Origin of the sequence: Curvibacter soli (assembly GCF_029211125.1) — a bacterium.
Lineage (GTDB): Bacteria > Pseudomonadota > Gammaproteobacteria > Burkholderiales > Burkholderiaceae_C > Curvibacter_A > Curvibacter_A soli.
This window is the reverse complement of the sequence record NZ_JARGEN010000062.1, coordinates 34,445-55,251: the sequence shown is the minus strand read 5'-3', so window position 1 is coordinate 55,251 and position 20,807 is coordinate 34,445. Positions and strand designations below refer to the sequence as shown.

Genomic DNA, 20,807 nt, shown 5'->3' with positions numbered 1-20,807 from the left:
CGGGCCGCTGGGTGCTCGGTCTGGGCGAGCACGATCCGGGCTACGCGGCCTTTGCGCGCCATTACGACCAATTGCGGGCGACATGGCGCAGCGCGGTGCCCTGACCAGCGACTGCGAACCATTCCGGCAACACCAGCCACCCCGTGCAGCCATCGCTGCAGGCGCAGCCCTGCACGCTGCGTGCCGAACACCGTTTGTGGAGTGTCCTGGTGACCGCAGGTGCGACGTTTATGCCCGCCATGACGGCCAGCGCAGGGTCTTGGACGCATGCATGCAGGCAATCCGGGCGACGAAATTCAGAAAATCCAATGAGGCATGGATTCGTTAGGGGGTGGTCACGGATTCAGGTTTGTAGCAAGGAGTCGGACGCAAGAAAGTCATCAATCGGGTCGTTGTGCCCGGGTAAACCCGTAAGGGAAAGTCCGGGGCCTGTGAATCGTGGGATAGTCACGCTGGCTGTTCTGGCGGGTGGTGTGCCAAGACGGTTCCCCTGTGAGGCCTAATCCGCATGCGTACCCCGCCACCGATGCTGTGTAATGCGGGCAGGCGCGCAGCCCGCGCCGGGATTGTCACAGACAGGAGCATAAGCGTGCGCAACTTGGTTCTTATCATCGGCACGAGCCGGGGCATTGGCGCGCCCAGCCATACAGCCCCCGCAGTGCCCGACATATCCGGGGGGCGCTGAGCATGGACATCAAGCCGCTCATCACCCTGCTGGCGATCGTCAACCCGCTGGCCTGCGTGCCTTTCTTCATCCACTACACGCAGGGCTTCACGCACGGGCAGCGCCAGCGCACCACGCGCGTGGCGGCCTTCAGCGCCTTCGTGGTGATCGCCGTGTGCGCGCTGCTGGGGCTGCAGGTGCTGGCGTTTTTCAGCATCTCGCTGCAGAGCTTCCAGGTCGGCGGCGGGCTGCTGCTGCTCATCAGCGCGCTCAACATGATCAACGCGCGTCCGGCGGAATCGCGCACCACGCCCGAGGAAGTGCGCGCCACCGAGGTCAAGGCGTCGCTCGGCGCCTCCATCGCCGTGGTGCCGCTCACCATCCCGCTGCTCACGGGCCCGGCCACCATGTCCACCGTCATCATCTACGCCGACAAGGCGCAGACGTTCTGGCAGCACGCCGCGCTGGTGGGCTACGGCGTGGTGGTGGGGGCGGCCACGGCGCTGTGCTTCGCGCTGGCCGAGCCGATCTCGCGCGTGCTGGGCAAGACGGGCATCAACGTGATGACGCGCATCATGGGCCTGATCCTCGCCGCGCTGTCGGTGGAGGTGATGGCCGACGGGCTGGTCAAGCTATTCCCCGTGCTGGCGTCGCGCTGAGGCAACGGGCTTTTTTGATCCAGCGCAAAAACCGCGCACTGCGGCGTGCCCAGCGGCTGCGGACTTGACGCTGCGCAAGCCGGCACCACGGTCTTGCTTCTGTAATCAATGCCACGGGAAGCGTTTTCCCGTGCATTCCCAGAAGGAAACAACCATCATGAAGAAGACTCTGCTTGCCGCTGCCTTGTGCGCCATTGCCGCCCTGGGCAGCGCCCATGCCCAGCAGGCCGAAGGGCAGTGGCTGGTGCGCGCGCGCGCCGTGCACCTGGACAGCGCCAACAAGGACAGTACCGGCCTGGACCTTTCGATCAACAACAAGTGGATCCCGGAAGTCGACGTAAGCTACTTCTTCACGCCCAACATCGCCGCCGAGCTGATCCTGACCTACCCGCAGAAGCACGACCTGCGCGCCGCGGGCACCAAAATCGGCAGCCTCAAGCACCTGCCGCCTTCGCTGCTGGCGCAGTACCACTTCACCAACTTCAGCGGCTTCAAGCCCTATGTGGGCGCGGGCGTCAACTACACCCGCTTCAGCAGCGTGCAACTGCCCGCGGGCGTGGATATCGACCGCAACAGTTGGGGCGGCGCGTTGCAGGTCGGCGTGGACATTCCACTGCAAAAGAACCTGTACCTGAACTTCGACGTGAAAAAGCTCTATATCAAGACCGACGTATCCGCCGCAGGCGTCACGCTGGGCTCGTTCAAGGTCGATCCGGTGCTGATCGGCATAGGCCTGGGCTGGCGGTTCTGACGCAGCAGCGACAAGAAGACAACGACGACAAGGGAGCCTTTGACAAGGGTTGGGAGCAGGCCAGAATGGCCGCTCCCTTTTTTTGGGCCCCCAGTCTTCAAGCCCCCACGGCCTCGTGCGCATCCGAGCAGGCCGCGCTGCCGCAGCCGTGGATCTCCACCGCCGGCAATGCCTGCGGCGCGTGCACCACGCCCGTGGCCGGGTCGAAGCCCACGCGGCGCAGGTGGAGCGCGAGCGCCGCGTCCATGGTTTGGGCGTGCTGCGCAAACCAGGCGGCGAGTTCGCGCGCCATCTGCCGGATCATCGCCAGGTCGCCGCCCGCCGCGCCTTCACGCATGACGGACAGCACCACGTGGTGCTGCGTGGTATGGCAGTTGGACGACGAGAAGCGCGTGGCGCGCATCCAGGCATCCTCCTGGCCGAAGTGCGTGTCGGTATGGTCGATCAGCACCTGCCATGCGGCCGGCAGGGCGGCGTCGTGCGCCCGCTCCACGGCGGCGAGCAGGTCGACAAACTCGCGATGCGTGTCGTCCATGATGGGCAGGTCGAGCGCGAGCGCGTCGGACCATTCGAGTGCGGCCATGCGGTACTCCAGGGCGTGGTGAAAGTGCGGCCCAGCTTAGGGCCCGCGCACGCTGGCAGCGTTGATCCAGGTCAGCGAATGCCCGCCCCCGCAGGCATTCATCGATGCGCAGGAAAGGACACTCCTGCCGCGATGCAAAACGCGCGATTTCTACCGCTGCATCTGCTCCAGCCACTCGGCCACGTCCTGGGCCGCGGCGTCGGTGGCGTCGGCCAGCGCGCGCACGGCGCCGGGCGCGTCGTTGCTGGACGCGGGGCGCTGCACGACGACGAGCCGCTGGCCCAGCAGCTTTTCGCCGAAGAGGGTGTTGTCGGCCAGCGTGACGCGCAGGCGCACCAGCCCCGCGCTCTGCGTGGGCGAAGTGAACAGTTGGCTGAACTCCTCCAGGTCCACGTGCAGCACGGACGGCGGGCGGCCTTCCTTGCCGCGCGAGAGGGCCACGCTCTCGCCGGCCACGAGGACGGCGCGGCGCTGGCCCAGGCGGTCGGCCAGGCGCTGGCGTACCAGTTGCGCGGGCGGCATGCTCCAGCGCGCCCGGCTGTAGGGGCGCAGCTCGCGCCCGTCGGCGTAGTCCAGCCGGTACAGCACGGCGGTGGAGCCGTCGAGCGCGCCCACAGGCTCCACGGCGGCCAGGGCGATGGGCGGCAGCGGCGCGCCACGGTCGCTGGGCGCGGGCCCCACGACGCCGATGCCGAAGTCGTACATCATCTGGCGCTCCGGGCGCTCGGGCAAGGCCGAGCAGCCCGCGAGCGTCGCAAAAAACATCAAGCAAAAAACGGCTCTACCGCTTATATTTCCAGCGCAAGCAGCTATATATTTCATAGCAATCCCCTTTCCATCGATTTTCAGGGCCGCGCCGCGGGCGCCGCGAAGCCGGGCTCACCGGGGCCAGGCGCGGAAACGCCGTTGCCGAAGATCAGCGACTGCGGGTTGTCGTTGATGCCGCCCACGGTGCGGCCCAACTGGCGCGCGGCGCGCGAGGCGTCGTCGGTCACGCGGTTGATGCGCGGCAGCGTGGCGGTGGCGAAGGTATCGGCCGCATGCGCGAGCGCCCGCGTACCCTGGGCCAGTTGCTCCAGCGCGCCGTCCTTCTCGTTCAGGCGCTGGGCCGTGGCGGTGATCTGCTGGGACATATCGGACACGCGGGCCGCCGCCGCCTGCAGCGACTGCATGGTGCGCGCGGCCTCGGCGGTCAGCTCCGGCATGGTGGCGAGCACGGGGTCGAGCCGCCGCTCCAGCGTGGCCTGCAGCCGCTCGGCCAGCATGGCCGCGCTGCCGGCGGCGCGGCCCATGTTGTCGATGGCGGCAATCAGCGTCTTCTGGTTGTCGCTCTGCAGCAACTGGTTGATGCGGGTCACCGCCTGGTCCACCTGCGCCAGGATGAGCGGCGCCTGTTCGCTGAGCTTGCCCAGCCCCGAGATGCGCAGCGGCAGCCGCGGCAGGCCGCTGTTGCCGGGCGGCAGTTGCGGCTGCGGCGCGGCGTCGTCGTCGAGCAGCACGTAGGCCAGGCCGGTCACCCCCTGGTAGCCCAGCGTGGCGAAGGTGGTGGGCGATACGGGGGCCTTCTCGTCCACGGAGATGCGGATCAACACATTGCCGCTGACCTGCGGGTCGAAACCGATCTGCGTGACCTTGCCCACGGCCACGCCCTTGTAGCGCACCGCGGCCTGGGGTTGCAGGCCGCTGACGCCATCCCGGGTGGACAGCTCGTAGCTCGCGTAGTTGCCCTGGTCGCGCATGAGCCACAGGGCCAGCCCCATGAGCAGCAGCGCCATGCAGATCACGAAGGCGCCGGCGGCCAGCGCGTGGGATTTGTTTTCCATGGGTCAGTTCTCCAGGGGCGGCAGGGGCGCCATGGCGCGGCGGCCACGGTCGCCCAGGAAGTAATGGCGGATGAAGGGGTGGTCGAAGTGCGCCACCTCCGCCGGCGGGCCGATGGTGACGACCTTCCTGTCGGCCAGCACGGCCACGCGGGTGCTCAGTGCGAAAAGCGTGTCCAGGTCGTGCGTGACTATCACCACGGTCAGGCCCAGCCCGGCATGCATGTCGCGCAGCAGCGCGCAGAAGTCGTCGGCGCTTTCCGGGTCCAGCCCCGCCGTGGGCTCGTCGAGCAGCAGCAGCGGCGGGTCCATGACCAGCGCCCGGGCCAGCGCCACGCGCTTGATCATGCCGCCCGACAGGTCGGCGGGCATGCGCGCGGCATGCTCGGGCTTCAGGCCCACGAGCTGCAGCTTGACCATGGCGGCCTCGTAGGCCAGCGCACGCGGCAGCGTGCCCAGTTCGAGCAGGGGAAAGGCAATGTTGTCGAGCACGCTGAAGGCCGAGAACAGCGCCCCGTGCTGGAACAGCATGCCCACGCGGCTGGCCGCGTCCGGGCTGCCCAGCGCCTGCGGCGGCTGGCCCAGCACGCGCACCTCGCCGCGCGTGGGGTGCGCCAGCCCCAGCATCTGCCGCAGCAGCACCGATTTACCGGTGCCCGAGCCGCCCACGAGCGTGAGCACCTCGCCGCGGTAGATGGTCAGATCCAGGTACTGGTGCACCACGAACGCCTCCGCGCCCTGGCCGAACACGGTCCACAGGCCGTGGATTTCCACCACCGCTTCGGGTGCGGCGGAGGTGGCGGCAGCGGTGGCGGGCAGCGCGGTCCGCACGGCTCAGATGCCCACGTTGCGAAAGGCCACGGCGAACAGCGCGTCAACGACGATGACCACCGTGATCGCCGTCACCACCGAAGCCGTGGTGCCTTCGCCCAGGCTTTGCGTGTTGGGCCGCACGCGCAGGCCGCGGTGGCAGCCCACCAGGGCGATCAGCAGCCCGAACACCACCGACTTGGTGCAGGCCAGCGTCAGGTTGCTGCCGTTGACGGCGCGCGGCAGCGCATTTATGAAGTAGGCGGGCGTGATGTCCATGGCCAGGTCGGCGGCGAGCATGCCGCCGCACAGCGCCGCCAACGTGGTCCACACGCTGACCAGCGGCATGGCCAGCGCCAGCGCCAGCGCGCGCGGCAGCACCAGCCGGAAGCCGTACGTGATGCCCATGACGCGCATGGCGTCGAGCTCCTCGTTCACGCGCATCACGCCGATCTGCGCCGTGATGGCCGAACCCGAGCGCCCCGCCACGAGGATGGCCGCGAGCATGGGCCCGAGCTCGCGGATCAGCGCGATACCCAGGATGTTGACGATGAACGACTCCGCGCCGAACTGCCGCAATTGCAGCGACGTGAGGTAGGCCAGCACCACGCCGATCAGGAACCCCACCAGCGCGGTGATGGGCAGCGCCGTGGCGCCCATGCTGTACAGATGGCCCGAGATGTCGCGCCAGGGCCCGCGGTGCGGCGCGCGCAGCAGCCGCAGCAGGTCGAACGCGAACTGGCCCATCATGACGATGAAGCTGCTGAAGTATTCGAGCGTGCGCAGCACCCGCGCGCCCAGGTGGTCCACGGCCTCGGCGAAGCCGCCGGCGCGCGGCGCGGCGGGCGGCGTGGCCAGGGTATAACGGGCCACGCGCTCGATCATGCTGCGCTGGGCCGCGCCCAGCGTCAGTTGCGCGGGCCAGGCCCGGCCCCAGTGGTCCCACAGCAGTTGCGCGCCGACATGGTCGAGCTGCGCCACGCCCTCCAGACTCCAGGCCGTGGCGGGCAGGGCCGGCGTGGCGCGCAACTGCTCGGCCAGCCGGCGCCAGGCGCCGCGCCCGGCCAGTTGCACGACGCTCCAGTCGCCCTGCAGCACGGCGCGCACGCCGTCGGGCGTGCGCGCCGTGCTTATGCGGGGCGTAGGGTCGTTGGACATGCAAAAGATGCGAGAGACTATGCGCTGCCAGAAAGAAGAGGGAAGAAGAAGGCCACGCGGCCCTGAGCAGCCGGTGCCCTCATGGTAACGAACTGCGGCCGGCGCCATGCCCGGCGCCTGACGTTTTTTTACACGTAGCTGTGTCGGCAGCATCGCACCTCCTGCGCATTGCAGAGTCATAGCCGCCATGCCCCGCGATCCGATGCCAGGCACGAAACGCACGAGGAGCGCCTCCATGACCACCATGACACCCGCCGCCATCGCCCTGAACCGCTTCGGCCTGGGCGCGCGGCCCGACGAACCCGTGCCCGACGACCCGCGCGGCTGGCTGCTGCAGCAGATCGCCGCCCCCGGCGAGCCGCCGCCCATGTGGCGCGGCCTGCCCGGCACCGAGGCCCTGGTGGCCGAGGAAGCCGCGTCGCGCCGCGCCCTGCGCGAGGCCGCCGAGGCCGACCGCCCCGCGCTGCGCCAGGCGCGCAACCAGCAGACGCGCGACATCTACCAGAACGCCGTGCGCGCCCGCGCCGACAGCGCCCTGGCGGCCGCCGCGCCGCTGGTGGAGCGGCTGGTGCACTTCTGGGCCAACCACTTCGCCCTCTCCATCGAAAAGCCCGAGGTGCAGGCGCTGGCCGGCGCCTACGAGGCCGAGGCCATCCGCCCGCGCGTGCTGGGCCGCTTTGAAAACCTGCTGCTGGCCGCCGAGCGCCATCCGGCCATGCTGCTGTACCTGGACCAGCATGCCTCCGTCGGCCCCGGCAGCCCCGCCATGCGCCGCAGCGCCCACCCGCGCGGCCTCAACGAGAACCTGGCACGCGAGATCATGGAGCTGCACACGCTCGGCGTGCGCAGCGGCTACATGCAGGAAGACGTGACCGAGTTCGCCCGCGCCCTCACCGGCTGGGGCGCGGCCATCAACGCCGACACGCGCTATCAGCAGGCCGGGCCCGATCCTGGTTTCGTCTTCCGCCCGCAACTGCACGAGCCCGGCGCACGCACCGTGCTGGGCCGCCGCTACGAAGACCAGGGCGCGCAGCAGGCCGCCGCCGTGCTGCACGACCTGGCCACCATGCCCGCCACCGCCGCCCACCTGTGCGCCAAGCTGGCGCGGCACTTCGTGGCCGACGCGCCGCCGCCCGCGCTGGTGGAGCGCATGACCGGCGTGTGGCTGCGCACGCGCGGCGACCTGGCCGCCGTCACACGCGCGCTGGTCGAATCGCCCGAGGCCTGGGCCCCCGCGCCGGCCAAGTTCAAGACGCCCTGGGAATGGGCCGTGTCGGCCCAGCGCGCACTGGGCCGGCGCCAGAGCGGCGCGCCGAGCGCCGCCGCGGCGCTGTTCACCCAACTGGGCCAGCCTGTGTGGCGGCCCGGCTCGCCCGCGGGCTGGGACGACATCGCCGCCAGTTGGGCCGCGCCCGACGCGCTGGTGCGCCGCGTGGAGACCGCGCAGCGCCTGGCCGCGCAGACTGATGCCGCGCTCGACGCGCGCGCGCTGGCGCCGCGGGTGCTGCCGGGCTCCGTGGCGGACGAAACGACGCAGGCGCTCTCCCGCGCCGAAAGCCCCGCCACCGCGCTGGCCCTGCTGCTGGTAGCCCCCGATTTCCTGCGGAGATGACACCCATGGACGCTTCCACAACCCGCCGCCGCGCCCTGCGCGCCTTCGCCGCCTTCGGCGCCTCGGGCCTGCTGGCCGTGCCGCGCCTGACCCTGGCCGGCATGCAGGCGCCGGACGAAGCGCCGAGCGCGCGCCGCTTCGTCTTCGTCATCCAGCGCGGCGCCGCCGACGGGCTGCACACCCTCATCCCCTACGCCGACCCGGGCTACGCGCGCCTGCGCGGCGAACTGGCCATCGACCCGGCCGGCGCCACGCGCCTAGACGGCACATTCGCGCTGCACCCGGCGCTGGTCGAGACCGCACGCATGTATGCCAATGGGCAGGCGCTCTGCATCCACGCAGTGGCCTCGCCGTACCGCGAGCGTTCGCACTTCGACGGCCAGAACGTGCTGGAGACCGGCGGTGCCGCGCCCTACCGCGAGAAAACCGGCTGGCTCAACCGCCTGGCCGGGCTGCTGCCGCAGCCGCGCCGCGAGGCGCTGGCGCTCGCCCCCACGCTGCCGCTGGCGCTGCGCGGCCCGGCCCCGGCCACCAGCTACGCGCCCGCGGGGTTGCGCCCGCCGCCCGACGACCTGCTGGCGCGCGTGGAGCGGCTCTATGCCGGCGACGCGCAGTTGCACGCGCTCTGGAGCAGCGCCCAGGAAACGCGCGCCATGGCCGCGGGCAACCCGGCGCGGCAGGACCCGGCCAGCCTCGGCAAGCTCGCTGCCGGCTTCCTGGCCCGCCCGGACGGCCCGCGCATCGCCATGCTGGAAACCGGTGGCTGGGACACCCACACCGGGCAAGCGGGGCGCATGGCCGCGCAGTTGAAGCGCCTCGACGCCCTGCTCGCCGCGCTGCGCGACGGGCTGGGCGAGGGCACCTGGGCCCGCACCGCCGTGCTAGTGGCCACCGAATTCGGCCGCACAGCGGCTGCCAACGGCACGGGCGGCACCGACCACGGCACGGGCGCGGCGGCGCTGCTGGTCGGCGGCGCGGTGCGCGGCGGGCGCGTGCTGGCCGACTGGCCCGGCCTGGCCGCCGCCGACCTGTACGAGGGCCGCGACCTGCGCGCCACCGCGGCGCTCGACGGCATCATCGCCACGGCGGCGGGGGAATGCTTCGGTATCGAGCCGGAACACGCCGCGCGCGCGCTCTTTCCGGCCACGGGAACGACCGGCAAGCCGGTCTTCGAGGGACTGCTGCGGGCATAGGGACTATTCGCGGCCTCGTCGGGGAGCGCCGCTCTCGCTCTCGCTCTCGCCCCGCGCCTCGGCCAACCAGAGTCACTGGTGCAGTGTTCGATGGTTGGCGGCACAAATAAACCTAGAAACGGCAGTTGGATGCGCCTGCCGGTGCCGTGATCGGGGTGCCAGGCAAGACCGGGCGACGCGGCGGGCTTGCTGCCCGCAAGGAGGAGCAACGCCGCATGGCGCGCCGAGCGCGGTGCTGGCAGGTGCATGGCGCTCTCACCCACGAGGTGAACGCCATCGAAGCCGGCAACGCTCGATTTCCTGCGGCCTGGCAAGGGATACGAAGCGGTCGACTGCCGTTTCCAGGTTTATGTGCTGCTCAGCGGTGAGAGGGTCAACCCCACACCGCGTCGAGCACGCCGAGCGCCGCCGCGATCAGCAGCTCCGATTCGCGCCCGCGCTGCCACGCCAGCGTGAGCGAGCAGTCCAGCAGCACCTTGTCGGCCACCACCAGCCCGCGCGTCTGCGCCTCGTGCATGGCGATGGAGTCGCGCACCAGCGACAGGCCCACGCCCGAGCGCACGAGGTCGAGCATCGACGCCTCCTGCTCCACCAGCGCCACGCGGCGCGGTGCCAGGCCGGTGAGCGAGCCGGGGCCGAACACCGCCGCCTGCAGCCGGTGGTGCACTGACGCGGGCGGCGTGCCCAGCCAGGGCAGCGCCGCCAGCGCGCGCCAGTCGCGGCCCTGCACCTGCAGGCCCCAGCCGGCGGGTGCCAGCACGCGGTAGGTGAAGTGCGCCAGCGTGCGCTGGGCGAAGTCGGCGCCCGCCGCGCCCTGCCCCGCCGCGTCGGCGTTGGCGTCGCCCAGGTAGAACGCCACGTCGAGCGCGCCGCGCGCCAGCGCCGCGAGGTGGTCGCCGCTCATGGCCTGGCGCAGTTCGGTGTCGGCCTGCGGCGCGGCGTCTAGGAAGGCGCCCAGGAAGGCGCCCAGGCGCGTGAACTCCGGGTCGAGAATGGTGCCGATGCGCAGGGTGCCGCGCACGGCGCCCCGCAGGTTCTGCGCCGCCTGGCCGAAATCCGCCAGCGCGGCCAGCGCCCGCTCGGCCTGCGGCAGCAGCATGGCGGCGTCGCGCGTGGGCGCCAGGCCGTGCGCGGTGCGGGTGAACAGGGCCAGCCCGGTCTGCCGCGCCAGCGCCTTGAGCTGCAGACTCACCGCCGGCTGCGACAGGTGCAGCGCCTGCGCGGCGCGCGAGACGCTGCCCTCGCGCGCCACGGCGACGAAGGCGCGCAGGGTCTGGGGGTCGTAGGCGGCAATCATATTTGAATTATTTATGATTCAATTTTGCCAAAATCAGTGGACTGCCGCAATGTTTATGCGGATACTTGTTTTTTGAAGGCTTCATTTAGGCATAAGTATTTCAAATATCTAAGGACGGAGACAAACCATGTCGGACACGCATTTCGACTACATCGTGATCGGCGGCGGCACGGCCGGCGCATTGCTGGCCAACCGGCTCAGCGCCGATGCGCGCCAGCGCGTGCTGCTGATCGAGGCTGGGCGGCGCGACGACTACCACTGGATCCACATTCCCGTGGGCTACCTCTACTGCATCGGCAACCCGCGCACCGACTGGCTCTACCAGACCGAGCCCGACGCGGGCCTGAACGGGCGCACGCTGCGCTACCCGCGCGGCAAGACGCTGGGCGGGTGCAGCAGCATCAACGGCATGATCTACATGCGCGGGCAGGCGCGCGACTACGACCGATGGGCCGCGCTGACGCGCGACGACGCCTGGCGCTGGAGCAGCGTGCTGCCGGCCTTCCGCGCGCACGAGGACCACTGGCGGCTCGACCAGCCCGGGGATGCAAACGAAAACTTCAAGCGCCTGCACGGCAACAAGGCCATCGGCTCGACGGGCGAGTGGCGGGTGGAGAAGCAGCGGCTGCGCTGGGACATCCTGGACGCCTTCGCGCAGGCCGCGCAACAAGCCGGCATCCCGGCCGCCGACGACTTCAACGGCGGCGACAACGAGGGCGTGGGCTATTTCGAGGTCAACCAGAAGGCCGGCTGGCGCTGGAACACGGCCAAGGCCTTCCTGCGCCCGGCCTGCTATGGCCGGCCCAACTTCGAGATGTGGACCAACGCGCAGGTGGCGCGGCTGCTCGTCGAGCGCAACGCCGACGGCACGCTGCGCTGCACCGGCGCGCGCGTGTGGACCGGCCACGAGATGGCGCAGGCGTTCGCGGCGCGCGAGGTGCTGCTCTGTGCGGGCAGCATCAACTCGCCGCAAATCCTGCAACTCTCGGGTATCGGCCCGGGGCCCGTGCTTTGCGCCCACGGCATAGGGGTACTGGCCGACCTGCCCGGCGTGGGCGCGAATCTGCAGGATCACTTGCAAATCCGCGCCGTCTACAAGGTGCAGGGCGCGCGCACGCTCAACACGCTGGCTTCCACGCTGTGGGGCAAGGCGGCCATCGGGCTCGAATACGCGCTGCGCCGCACCGGGCCGATGAGCATGGCACCGTCGCAGCTCGGCGCCTTCACGCGCAGCCGCCCCGAACTCGAACACCCGAACCTCGAATACCACGTGCAGCCGCTCTCGCTCGACGCCTTCGGCGAGCCGCTGCACGCCTTCCCGGCCTTTACGGCCAGCGTTTGCAACCTCAACCCGACGAGCCGCGGCACGGTGCACATCCGCTCCAGCCGCTTCGAGGACGCGCCGGCCATCGCGCCCAACTACCTCTCCACGCCCGAGGATCGCCAGGTCGCCGCCGACAGCCTGCGCGTGACGCGCCGCATCGTCGCCCAGCCCGCGCTCGCGCCCTACCAGCCCCAGGAATGGAAGCCCGGCCCGCAGTACCAGAGCGACGAGGAACTGGCGCGGCTGGCCGGCGACATCGCCACCACCATCTTCCACCCCGTGGGCACGACCAAAATGGGCGCCGACGGCGACCAGCTGGCCGTGCTGAACCCGCGCCTGCAGCTACGCGACGGGCGCGGCGGCCTGGTAGCCGGGCTGCGCGTGGTGGACGCGGGCGCCATGCCCACCATCACCAGCGGCAACACCAACAGCCCCACGCTGATGCTGGCCGAGAGAGCCGCCGGCTGGGTGCGCGCCGACGCCGCGCGCGGCTGACGCCCCTGCGGTTGTCCATGCCCCATCACCCGGGAGACTTCCGGCCCTGGCGAACGTGACTGACTGCTAGAGCGCCTTGCGCAGGCTGGCCGGCGCGATGCGCAGCGCCTCGCGGTACTTGGCGACCGTGCGGCGCGCGCATTCGATGCCCTGCTCCTTGAGCATCTCCGATATCTGGCTGTCCGAGAGTGGCTTCTTTGCATCTTCCGACGCCACGAATTGCTTGATGAGGGCGCGCACCGCGGTGCTCGACGCGTTGCCACCGGTCTCGGTACCCAGGGCCGAGCCGAAGAAGTACTTCAGCTCGAAGGTGCCGAACGGGGTGGACATGTACTTGGCCGTGGTCACGCGGCTGATGGTGGATTCGTGCAGGCCCAGCTCGTCGGCGATCTCGCGCAGCACCAGCGGGCGCATGGCGAGTTCGCCGTGCACGAAGAAGTTCTTCTGCCGCTCGACGATGGCGTTGGATACGCGCAGGATGGTGTCGAAGCGCTGCTGGATGTTCTTGATGAACCAGCGCGCCTCCTGCAGCCGCTGCTGCAGCGCGGCGCTGCCCTCGCCCTTGTGCGACTTGAGGGCGCTGGCGTAGATGTCGTGCACGCGCAGGCGCGGCATCACGTCCTGGTTGAGCTGCACGCGAAAGCGCGTCTGCGCGCCGCGGCCCACTTTCTGCACGATGACGTCGGGCACGACGATGTTGCGCTCCACGTTCACGAAGCGGCGACCCGGCTTGGGCTCCAGCCGCGCGATCAGGCCCATGGCGGCGCGCACGTGCTCGTCGCTTTCTCCAGTGGCCAGCGCCAGGCGCTTGATGTCGCGCCGCGCCAGCAGCTCCATGGGGCCCGCGCACATGGCCTGCGCGGTGCGCAGCACGTCGGGGTCGTATGCGGCGCACTCGGGGCCGCGCTGCAATAGCTGGAGCTGCAGCGACAGGCATTCCGACAGGCTGCGCGCGCCCACGCCCGGCGGATCCAGGCTCTGCAGCAGCCGCAGCGCGACGGTGAAGCGGTGCACCAGTTCGTCCTGCGCTTCGGCGCCTTCGTCGCCGGCCAGGCCGGCGGCCAGCGATTCGAGAGAGTCTTCCAGGTAGCCGTCGTCGTTGATCGATTCGATGAGGAAGCGCAGCGCGGCGCGGTCTTCCTCGCCTAGCCGCAGCGCCAGCGCCTGGCGGTGCAGGTAGGCCGTCAACGATTCGTGGTCGGAGGCCAGATCGGTGGCGTCGGCCTCGCCCTCGTCGCCCAGGTTGTTGCGCCGCGCGGGCGCGTCGCCGCCCCATTCGCCATCGTCGGCGGCCATGTCGTAGCCGCCGTCGCCGTCCCAGTCGGCTTCGTCCACGGAGCCGAGTTCGGCTTCCGCCGCCACGGTTTCGGTGGCTGTGTCGCTGCCGGCGCTGGCGGCTGCATCGCCTTCTGGCTCATCGCGGCTGGGCGTGTCGGCGCGCGCCAGGCCAAACTCCTCGCGCACCGCTTCCTCGGCGTTGACCTCCAGGAACGGGTTCTCGTCGAGCATCTGCTCGACCTCCTGGCTCAACTCCAGCGTGGAGAGCTGCAGCAGGCGGATGGACTGCTGCAGTTGCGGCGTGAGCGCCAGGTGCTGCGAGACGCGCAGGGACAGGCTCTGCTTCATGCCGCCCCTACATCCTGAAATGTTCGCCGAGATAGACGCGGCGCACGTCCGCGTTCTCGACGATCTCGTCCGGCGTGCCTTTCGCCAGTACGCGACCGTCGCTGATGATGAAGGCGTGGTCGCAGATGCCCAGCGTCTCGCGCACGTTGTGGTCGGTGATGAGCACGCCGATGCCGCGCTCCTTGAGGAAGACGATGATGCGCTGGATCTCGATCACGGCGATCGGATCGATGCCCGCGAACGGCTCGTCGAGCAGGATGAAGCGCGGCTGCGTGGCCAGCGCGCGTGCGATCTCCACGCGCCGCCGCTCGCCGCCGGAGAGCGCGAGCGCGGGCGAGGCGCGCAGGTGGTCCACGCGCAGGTCCCGCAGCAGCGCGGTCAGGCGCTCCTCGATGGCGGCGCGCTGCAGCATGCGGCCGTCGTCGCCGCGCTGGAGCTCCAGCACGGCGCGCACGTTGTCCTCGACGCTGAGCTTGCGGAAGATCGACGCCTCCTGCGGCAGGTACGACAGCCCCAGGCGCGAGCGGCGGTGGATGGGCATGTAGGTCACCGAACGGCCGTCGATGAGGATTTCGCCGTCGTCGCAGCGCACCAGCCCCACGATCATGTAGAACGACGTTGTCTTGCCCGCGCCGTTGGGGCCCAGCAGCCCGACGACTTCGCCTTTCTGCACCGCGAGGGAGACGTCCTTCACCACGCTGCGGCTGCCGTACGACTTGCGCAGGTGCCGTACCTCCAGCCAGCTTGTCGGTGCCGCGGCAACGGCGGCCGTATCGGCTGCCGCCGTCATTTCTTCTCCCCGTCGAGCGTGGTGCTCGGGCGCAGGGCCGGCGCGCCATCGGGAATCGGTGCCGGAGCGGCAGTTGCGCTGGCCTTCGGAGCAAGCGTGGCACGCACGCGGCTCCCCGGGGCCTTGGCACCGCTGGAGCCGACGGGGCGGCCATCGACGGTGAACATGTCGGTGGTGTTGTCGTAGACGATCACGTCGCCTGTGACCTGGTCGTTCAGCGTGGCGTCGCGGTAGCGCCGCAACTCGGCGCGGCGCACGAAATGCACATTGTCGGCGCGGCCGTCGTAGTCGATGGTTTCACCCTCGCCTTCGATGAATTCCTCGGGCGCGCCGACGGACGTATCGCGCTTCTGGCGGAAGAAGGCGCGCTGCCCCGGGTCGGCGGTGACCACGCCGAACTGGTAGCCGTCGGCATCCTGGCGCACCTCCAGGCGGGCGCCGCGGATCACGATGGTGCCTTTGGTCATCACGACGCGGCCCGTGAACACACTGACTTGTTTTAAATCATCATGGCGCAGCGCGTCGGCCTCGATGTTCATGGGCTTGCCGCGGTCCGCCTTCTCGGCGCTTGCGGTGGTGCACCAGAAGCAGGCACACAGGATGAGCGGGAGCGGGGAAAGTCTGTTTTTCATAGGGCACGAATCTTGCTGCCATTGTACGGTGCCTCTGCGCGTTCCCACATGAAAATAGCCCGCACACGGCGGGCCATTGGTGTTTTTACCGGCGCGGATGCGATGCGCCGGTGGTGCGGGTCATGCCTTGGTGCGCGACTCGCCGACCAAATATTCGGTGACCTGCAGTGCCCGGTCCATTGAGCCGGTGCGCGAGCCGTCGGTCCAGTAGCGCCCGGCAATGCCCAGCGTGGGCACGCCTTCGATTTGGTAGGCATCCTGCAATTGCGTGAAGCGCGTCACCTTGTTGGCGGTGTCGAACGAGGTGTAGAACTGCTTGAACCTGGCCGCGTCCAGTCCTGGCTGCTTGCCCACCCAGTCGAAAATGGCGTTGTCGCTGGTCAGCGCCACATGGTCGACGTGGATCGCGCGGAATACCTGGCGCTGGAATTCATCGACCTTGCCCATGGCTTCGAGCGCCTGGTAGAGCTTTTGCTGCGGCACGAAGTCGCTGCGGAAGGCCACGTGCACGCGGCGGAAGGCAACGTCGGCGGGCAGCTTCTTGACCCAGGATACGAGCAGGGGCTCGAAGGCGTTGCAATGCGGGCAGCCGTACCAGAAGAACTCGACCACTTCGACCTTGCCCTTGGGGGCATCGACGAATGCGGGCTTGCTCAGCACCACATAGTCCTTGCCCTCCACCGGCTTGCGGACCTGGGCCTGCGCGGCCCCGGTCGCGCCGCCCCACAGGGCAGGCATGGCCATGGCGGCGGAAAGGGAAAAGTCGCGTCGTTTCATGTGGGTATCACTCCTTGCGGGGTTCAGACAGGCAGCCCGGGCAAAAGTTCAGCGCTGCACGCGCACCAGCACCGACTCGATGCCGGCGCCGTCGAACTTCTGCTTGAGCTGGTCGGCATCGTCGCGGCGCGTGAACGGGCCCACGCGCACGCGAAAGACAGTGCGCCCCGCCTGCTCGCGCTCGCTGACCTTCGCTTCCCAGCCCATCATGGCGAGCTTGGCGCGCTGGGCCTCGGCCTCTTCGGTGGAGCGGAAGGCGCCGGCCTGCACGAAATAGTCGAACGGGTCGATGCCGGCGGCAGCAGCGGGCGCGGGTGCGACGACCGCCGGCGCCGCAGCGGGCGCAGCCGCGGCGGTGGCAGGTGCGGGGGCGCCACTGCTGCGCGCGCGGGCCAGGTCGCCCAGCGGGTCGGCTGACGGCGCGGCGGTCGGCTTGGCCGGTTGTGCGGGCGCGGCGGCGGGCGCGCCCGCCGCTGCTGCGGAAAGGGTGGGCGTGGGCGGCGGCGCCGCAGCAGCAGCGGGGGTAGTGGCGGGGGCCGCCGGTGCCGCGGGTGTGCGCGCGGGGCTCTTGCCGTAGAGCGCCGAATTCGGGTCCCAGTCCTTGTTGCGCTGCGCCTCGTTCGCCTCCTGGTCAGCGGAGCGGGTGGCACCCTTGTTGTTGAGGAAGGGCACGGGCACCTTGGTCACGTAGACGGCTACGGCCAGCGCCGCCCCCAGGCCCACGACCACGCCGACGATGAAACCGATGATGGTTCCACCACGCTGCTGTTTTTTCATCATCAATGCACTCACATCCTGGATGGCGCCGACACGCCCAGCACCGCCAGGCCATTGTGCAATACCTGTGCCGTGGCGGCGATCAGCGCCAGCCGGGCGCGCTTGACGGCCTCGTCGTCCACCAGGATGCGCTCGGCGTCGTAGTAGCTGTGGTAGCTGGCGGCCAGTTCGCGCAGGTAGAAGGTGACGTCGTGCGGGGCGAAGCCCTGGGCGGCGGCGGTGAGCATGTCGGGGTACTTGGCCAACTGCAGCATCAGCGCCTGGGCGGCGGGGCTGTCGAGCGCGGACAGATCGGCGCCCTGGAGCGTGGCGGCGTCGCCCCCCCAGGCCGCCAGCACCGAGCAGATGCGCGCATGGGCGTACTGCACGTAGTAGACCGGGTTGTCGTTGTTCTTCTGCACCGCCAGGTCCACGTCGAAGGTGTATTCGGTGTCGGGCTTGCGGCTGAGCAGGAAGAAGCGCACCGCGTCCTTGCTGGTCCACTCGATCAGGTCGCGCAGCGTCACGTAGCTGCCGGCGCGCTTGCTGATCTTGACCTCTTCGCCTCCCCTGACCACGCGCACCATGGTGTGCAGCACGTAGTCGGGGTAGCCGGGCGGGATGCCCAGGCCCACGGCCTGCAGCCCGGCGCGCACGCGCGCGATGGTGCCGTGGTGGTCGGTGCCCTGGATGTTGACCACCTTCGTGAAACCGCGCTCCCACTTGGTGATGTGGTAGGCCACGTCGGGCACGAAGTAGGTGTAGGTGCCGTCCTGCTTGCGCATGACGCGGTCCTTGTCATCGCCGTAGTCGGTGGATTTGAGCCACAGCGCGCCGTCCTGCTCGTAGGTCTTGCCGTTGGCGACGAGCCTGCTCACCGTGGCCTCGACGCGGCCGCTGGTGTACAGGCTCGACTCCAGGTAGTACTCGTCGAACTTGAGATTGAATGCCTGCAGGTCCTTGTCCTGCTCGTTGCGCATGTAGGCCACGGCGAACTGGCGGATGGATTCGAGGTCTTGCGCGTCGCCACTGGCGGTGAATTCACGGTCGTCGGCCTTCACGGTCTTTTTGGCGAGGAAATCGCCCGCGATGTCCGCGATGTAGTCGCCGTTGTAGGCGTTCTCGGGCCATTCGGCGTCGCCGGGCTTGAAGCCCTTGGCGCGCAACTGGGTGCTGTGGGCCAGCGTCTGGATCTGCACGCCCGCGTCGTTGTAATAAAACTCGCGGTGCACCTCCCAGCCCTGGGTGGCGAACAGGTTGCAGATCGCGTCACCCAGGGCGGCCTGCCGGCCATGGCCCACGTGCAGCGGTCCCGTGGGGTTGGCGGAGACAAACTCGACGAGCACGCGCTGGCCGTTGTCGGCCTGGCAGCCGAAGCGCGCGCCGGCGGCCAGCACCTCGCGCACCACCTGCTGCTTGGCGGCGGGCTTGAGGCGGATGTTGATGAAGCCGGGGCCTGCAATCTCCACCGCCTCCACCCAGCGCTGGTAGGGGGCGCTGGCCAGCAGCGCGGTGCGCAGGCTCTCGGCCACCTGGCGCGGGTTGAGCCTGAGCGGCTTGGCCAACTGCATGGCCGCCGTGGTGGCGAAGTCGCCGTGGGCAGCGATCTTGGGCGACTCGAAGGCGGCGCGCGCATCGGCGCCGGGCGCCACCTGCTCCAGCGCGGCGGCGAGCGCCTGGAGCAAATCCTGTTTGACTGAAAGCATGGCGCGGATTTTACGGGCGGCGCGTCATCCAACCGGACGGGTATATCGTTATGCTGCGCAGGCCCTGGAGATATCCTCGAACGGGTCTACCATCCACTTCATGCAGGAGCACATTCCATGAACAAGCTGCTTTCCGTGATCGCCGCCGCCGGCCTCGCCTTTTCTCTCGCCGCTTCCGTCCAGGCCGCCGACGCCCCGGCCAAGCCCAAAACGGCACAGCAGGAAAAAATGACCACCTGCAACGCGGACGCCAAGAGCAAGGCGCTCAAGGGCGATGAGCGCAAGACCTTCATGAAGCAGTGCCTGTCCGCCGCCGGTGCTCCCGCCGCCATGGAAGGCAAGGGCGTCCAGCAAGAGAAGATGAAGAGTTGCAACGCCGACGCCAAGAGCAAGGCGCTCAAGGGCGCCGAGCGCAAGACCTTCATGAAGGAATGCCTGAGCGGCGCCCCCGCCGCCTGAGGCCCGTACCCACCCCGTCGAACCCCGCGCTGCCAGCCCGCACGCGGGGTTTCTTCATTTGCCGCCGAAGCCGCGCGCCATGAACACCGCGGCCAGTGGGATCAGCGCCAGCAGGTGCGCCTGCGCCATCACGATGCGGCGGGTGCCGCGCACTTCGGCCTCGCCGGGCAGGCCGCCGCCGGCACGCAGCGCCTTGCGCCAGCGCAGGTAGCGCAGCGTGGGCACGATGGAGAGCGCACCGATCACGACGAACAGCGTGAGTTTGATATGCAGAAGCGGGTTGGTCCAGTACCACGCCGTGCCCTTGGCGCCCCACCAGGTGCGCGCGATGCCGGTGGCCAGCACGGCCACGGCGGCAATGCCGTACACCATGTCCACGCGCGCCAGGCGCTCGACCACGGCGGCGTTGAGCCAGGCCGCGCGACACAGCGCGGCTTCGCTGGAGATGAACACCACCATGGTCAGGATGGCGAGCAGGTGGGCGTAGGCGAGCAGGGCTTCGAGCGTCATGGCGTCCTCGTGGGGTGCCGCCATCCTAGCGCAGCGGCGGTTTTGAACGAAATCGGCCTCCAGCGCTTATTCCGCATGCGGCGGCAGCTATATAAACGATAGCAATCAACCAGCATCGCGCCAGTATTCGGGCCGGCTGTAGCTGCGCTTGAGGAAGTCGATCCACAAACGCACGCGCAGCGGCAGGTGCTTGGCGTGCGGAAAAACCGCGTAGATGCCGTTGGGCGGCGCAGCGAATGCATCGAGCAGCGGGACGAGTCGCCCGGCCTGGATGTCGGACGCCACCTCCCAGGTGCTGCGCCAGGCGATGCCCAGGCCCTGCAGGCACCAGTCGTGCAGCACCTGGCCGTCCGAGCAGTCGAGCGGTCCGCCGGGCTTGAGGTGGACGATCTTCCCCTCCACGCGGAACGCCCAGCCGCGGGTCTGCGACGCGTCGCTGGACAGGCCCAGGCAGTCGAAGCGCGCCAGTTCACCCGGGTTGCGCGGCGTGCCATGGCGCTCCAGGTAGCCAGGCGTGGCCACGCACAGGCGCCGGTTGTCGGCCAGGCGCACGCTGACCAGGGACGAGTCGGGCAGGTCGCCCACGCGCACGGCGCAGTCGAAGCCTTCGCCGGCCAGGTCCACCACGCGGTCGCTGAGGTTGAGCGACATGCTCACGTCCGGGTGCTCCTCGCGAAAGTGCGGCACCAGCGTGGCGACGTGCCGGCGCCCGAAGCCCGCCGGGGCGGTGATGCGCAGATGGCCGCTGGCCTTCACGCCGCCGGCGCTGACGCTGGCCTCGGCATTGGCCAGGTCGGCCAGCAGGCGCTGGCAGTCCTCCAGGAAGGCGCTGCCCTCGTGCGTGAGCGTCAGGCGGCGCGTGGTGCGCACCAGCAGCTTCACGCCCAGCCGCTCCTCCAGCGCATCGAGCCGCCGCCCCATGATGGCCGGCGCCACGCCCTCGGCCCGCGCCGCTGCCGTCAGGCTTCCACGCACGACGACGGAGACGAACGATTCGATCTGCTTGAGCTTGTCCATGGCAGATTATGTGGATCGCACACGTCCAATTGCAGGGCCTCTTGCATGGATTCATGACCTTTCCCGCAACGAGCAAAACGGCCGCGCAACATTGCGTTGCATCAGCCTGGAAACGGCAGTTGGATGCGCTCCGCCGGTGCCGTGATCGGGGTGCCGGGCAAGACGCGA

General features: G+C 69.6%; 20 protein-coding genes. 6 read left to right on the top strand and 14 right to left on the bottom strand.

Features of this window, described 5'->3' with window-relative positions; translation table 11 throughout:
- The first annotated feature begins 687 nt into the window (after nucleotides 1-687).
- Both PY257_RS14025 and PY257_RS14020 read left to right on the top strand, forming a co-directional pair.
- A complete protein-coding gene (locus tag PY257_RS14025) occupies nucleotides 688-1,323 on the top strand; it encodes a MarC family protein (protein WP_275742861.1) in 636 nt (211 codons plus the stop codon).
- A 157-nt stretch (nucleotides 1,324-1,480) separates the two neighbouring features.
- A complete protein-coding gene (locus PY257_RS14020) occupies nucleotides 1,481-2,074 on the top strand; it encodes an OmpW/AlkL family protein (protein WP_275742859.1) in 594 nt (197 codons plus the stop codon).
- Nucleotides 2,075-2,171: 97 nt separating this feature from the next.
- Here PY257_RS14020 and PY257_RS14015 read toward each other — a convergent pair whose 3' ends face one another.
- The 5 genes from PY257_RS14015 to PY257_RS13995 form a co-directional block, all read right to left on the bottom strand.
- A complete protein-coding gene (locus PY257_RS14015) occupies nucleotides 2,172-2,657 on the bottom strand; it encodes a hemerythrin domain-containing protein (RefSeq protein WP_275742857.1) in 486 nt (161 codons plus the stop codon).
- Nucleotides 2,658-2,807: 150 nt separating this feature from the next.
- Entirely contained in the window at nucleotides 2,808-3,422 is a 615-nt protein-coding gene (locus PY257_RS14010; protein ID WP_275742855.1) for an ABC-type transport auxiliary lipoprotein family protein, read from the bottom strand.
- An 80-nt stretch (nucleotides 3,423-3,502) separates the two neighbouring features.
- Complete coding sequence (locus tag PY257_RS14005; protein ID WP_275742852.1) at nucleotides 3,503-4,480, bottom strand: MlaD family protein; 978 nt, start codon at nucleotides 4,478-4,480, stop codon at nucleotides 3,503-3,505.
- 3 nt (nucleotides 4,481-4,483) lie between these two features.
- Nucleotides 4,484-5,308, bottom strand: a complete 825-nt coding sequence (locus PY257_RS14000; RefSeq protein WP_275742849.1) for an ABC transporter ATP-binding protein — start codon at nucleotides 5,306-5,308, stop codon at nucleotides 4,484-4,486.
- Nucleotides 5,309-5,311: 3 nt separating this feature from the next.
- Nucleotides 5,312-6,445: an MlaE family ABC transporter permease gene (locus tag PY257_RS13995; RefSeq protein ID WP_275742848.1), complete on the bottom strand. Its 1,134-nt coding sequence runs from the start codon at nucleotides 6,443-6,445 to the stop codon at nucleotides 5,312-5,314.
- A gap of 244 nt (nucleotides 6,446-6,689) precedes the next feature.
- On the opposite strand from PY257_RS13995, the gene PY257_RS13990 reads away from it, so the two are divergent.
- Together PY257_RS13990 and PY257_RS13985 are read left to right on the top strand one after the other, a co-directional pair.
- Nucleotides 6,690-8,057 carry a DUF1800 domain-containing protein gene (locus tag PY257_RS13990; protein WP_275742869.1) on the top strand — a complete coding sequence of 456 codons (1,368 nt, stop codon included), beginning with the start codon at nucleotides 6,690-6,692 and terminating at the stop codon, nucleotides 8,055-8,057.
- Nucleotides 8,058-8,062: 5 nt separating this feature from the next.
- Nucleotides 8,063-9,250, top strand: a complete 1,188-nt coding sequence (locus tag PY257_RS13985) for a DUF1501 domain-containing protein (RefSeq protein ID WP_275742847.1) — start codon at nucleotides 8,063-8,065, stop codon at nucleotides 9,248-9,250.
- Nucleotides 9,251-9,623: 373 nt separating this feature from the next.
- Here the strand turns inward: PY257_RS13985 and PY257_RS13980 are convergent, their stop codons facing one another.
- On the bottom strand, nucleotides 9,624-10,547 hold the full coding sequence (locus PY257_RS13980; protein ID WP_275742846.1) for a LysR family transcriptional regulator: 924 nt from the start codon (nucleotides 10,545-10,547) through the stop codon (nucleotides 9,624-9,626).
- A gap of 127 nt (nucleotides 10,548-10,674) precedes the next feature.
- Between PY257_RS13980 and PY257_RS13975 the strand changes: the two genes are divergently transcribed.
- The gene (locus PY257_RS13975) at nucleotides 10,675-12,366 is read left to right on the top strand and encodes a GMC family oxidoreductase (protein ID WP_275742845.1); all 1,692 of its coding nucleotides are present in this window, start codon (nucleotides 10,675-10,677) and stop codon (nucleotides 12,364-12,366) included.
- Between the two features lie 66 nt (nucleotides 12,367-12,432).
- Here the strand turns inward: PY257_RS13975 and PY257_RS13970 are convergent, their stop codons facing one another.
- The 6 genes from PY257_RS13970 to argS all read right to left on the bottom strand — a co-directional run bounded on the left by PY257_RS13970 (nucleotide 12,433) and on the right by argS (nucleotide 18,653).
- On the bottom strand, nucleotides 12,433-13,992 hold the full coding sequence (locus PY257_RS13970; protein WP_275742844.1) for an RNA polymerase factor sigma-54: 1,560 nt from the start codon (nucleotides 13,990-13,992) through the stop codon (nucleotides 12,433-12,435).
- A gap of 7 nt (nucleotides 13,993-13,999) precedes the next feature.
- Nucleotides 14,000-14,782: an LPS export ABC transporter ATP-binding protein gene (gene lptB / locus PY257_RS13965; RefSeq protein WP_275742842.1), complete on the bottom strand. Its 783-nt coding sequence runs from the start codon at nucleotides 14,780-14,782 to the stop codon at nucleotides 14,000-14,002.
- Entirely contained in the window at nucleotides 14,779-15,414 is a 636-nt protein-coding gene (lptA, locus tag PY257_RS13960) for a lipopolysaccharide transport periplasmic protein LptA (RefSeq protein WP_275742840.1), read from the bottom strand. Before lptA ends, lptB begins: the two co-directional genes overlap by 4 nt.
- 120 nt (nucleotides 15,415-15,534) lie before the next feature.
- Nucleotides 15,535-16,191, bottom strand: a complete 657-nt coding sequence (locus PY257_RS13955) for a thiol:disulfide interchange protein DsbA/DsbL (RefSeq protein ID WP_275742838.1) — start codon at nucleotides 16,189-16,191, stop codon at nucleotides 15,535-15,537.
- A 48-nt stretch (nucleotides 16,192-16,239) separates the two neighbouring features.
- Nucleotides 16,240-16,968: an SPOR domain-containing protein gene (locus PY257_RS13950; RefSeq protein WP_275742867.1), complete on the bottom strand. Its 729-nt coding sequence runs from the start codon at nucleotides 16,966-16,968 to the stop codon at nucleotides 16,240-16,242.
- Between the two features lie 11 nt (nucleotides 16,969-16,979).
- Nucleotides 16,980-18,653, bottom strand: a complete 1,674-nt coding sequence (gene argS / locus PY257_RS13945) for an arginine--tRNA ligase (protein ID WP_275742836.1) — start codon at nucleotides 18,651-18,653, stop codon at nucleotides 16,980-16,982.
- Between the two features lie 117 nt (nucleotides 18,654-18,770).
- On the opposite strand from argS, the gene PY257_RS13940 reads away from it, so the two are divergent.
- Nucleotides 18,771-19,112 (top strand): PsiF family protein, encoded by a 342-nt coding sequence (locus PY257_RS13940; RefSeq protein ID WP_275742834.1) that lies wholly within the window; start codon nucleotides 18,771-18,773, stop codon nucleotides 19,110-19,112.
- A 54-nt stretch (nucleotides 19,113-19,166) separates the two neighbouring features.
- On the opposite strand, the gene PY257_RS13935 is transcribed toward PY257_RS13940, so the two are convergent.
- Nucleotides 19,167-19,622: a DUF2214 family protein gene (locus PY257_RS13935; protein ID WP_275742832.1), complete on the bottom strand. Its 456-nt coding sequence runs from the start codon at nucleotides 19,620-19,622 to the stop codon at nucleotides 19,167-19,169.
- A gap of 105 nt (nucleotides 19,623-19,727) precedes the next feature.
- Nucleotides 19,728-20,639: a LysR family transcriptional regulator gene (locus tag PY257_RS13930; RefSeq protein WP_275742829.1), complete on the bottom strand. Its 912-nt coding sequence runs from the start codon at nucleotides 20,637-20,639 to the stop codon at nucleotides 19,728-19,730.
- Nucleotides 20,640-20,807 lie beyond the last annotated feature (168 nt).